This window comes from Corallococcus sp. CA041A (genome assembly GCF_003612075.1).
GTDB lineage: Bacteria > Myxococcota > Myxococcia > Myxococcales > Myxococcaceae > Corallococcus > Corallococcus exiguus.
The window spans coordinates 1-363 of the sequence record NZ_RAWF01000784.1 but is presented as its reverse complement, the minus strand read 5'-3'; the positions used below and the strand labels follow the sequence as shown (position 1 = coordinate 363).

Below are 363 nucleotides of genomic sequence, written 5' to 3'. Positions count from 1 at the left end.
CCGGCTGCTGACACGCAGCCGGCTTTTTTGCGTCTACTTCGTGCTGGAGGCCCCTGCCTCCCTTGAGGCTCAGTAGCCAGTCAGCCTTCACCCCTATTCCGCGCAGACCTCCAGTCGGACAGGTTTTTCTCCGACCGGGCCCGGAGGGTGCCCCCTGGCTGGCAATGAGAAGGGTGGGCCCGCACGTCCATGTCAGACCCCTGTGGTTGGATGGCGATGCTGGGACGAGGAAGGGGATGGGGATGGAACGGCGAGGACTCGTGGCCTATGTGGAGGCGCAAATCGAGCGCGATATCGCGCTGGGGCGGCTGCACCCGAGCGGACAATTCGGCTCCGAAGCGAAGCTGGCGCGCCGCTATGAGG

1 pseudogene is annotated in these 363 nt (G+C 65.3%); it reads left to right on the top strand.

Features of this window, described 5'->3' with window-relative positions:
* Nucleotides 1-236: 236 nt before the first annotated feature.
* Nucleotides 237-363, top strand: a pseudogene (locus D7V77_RS43065) (GntR family transcriptional regulator); the annotation flags it as partial.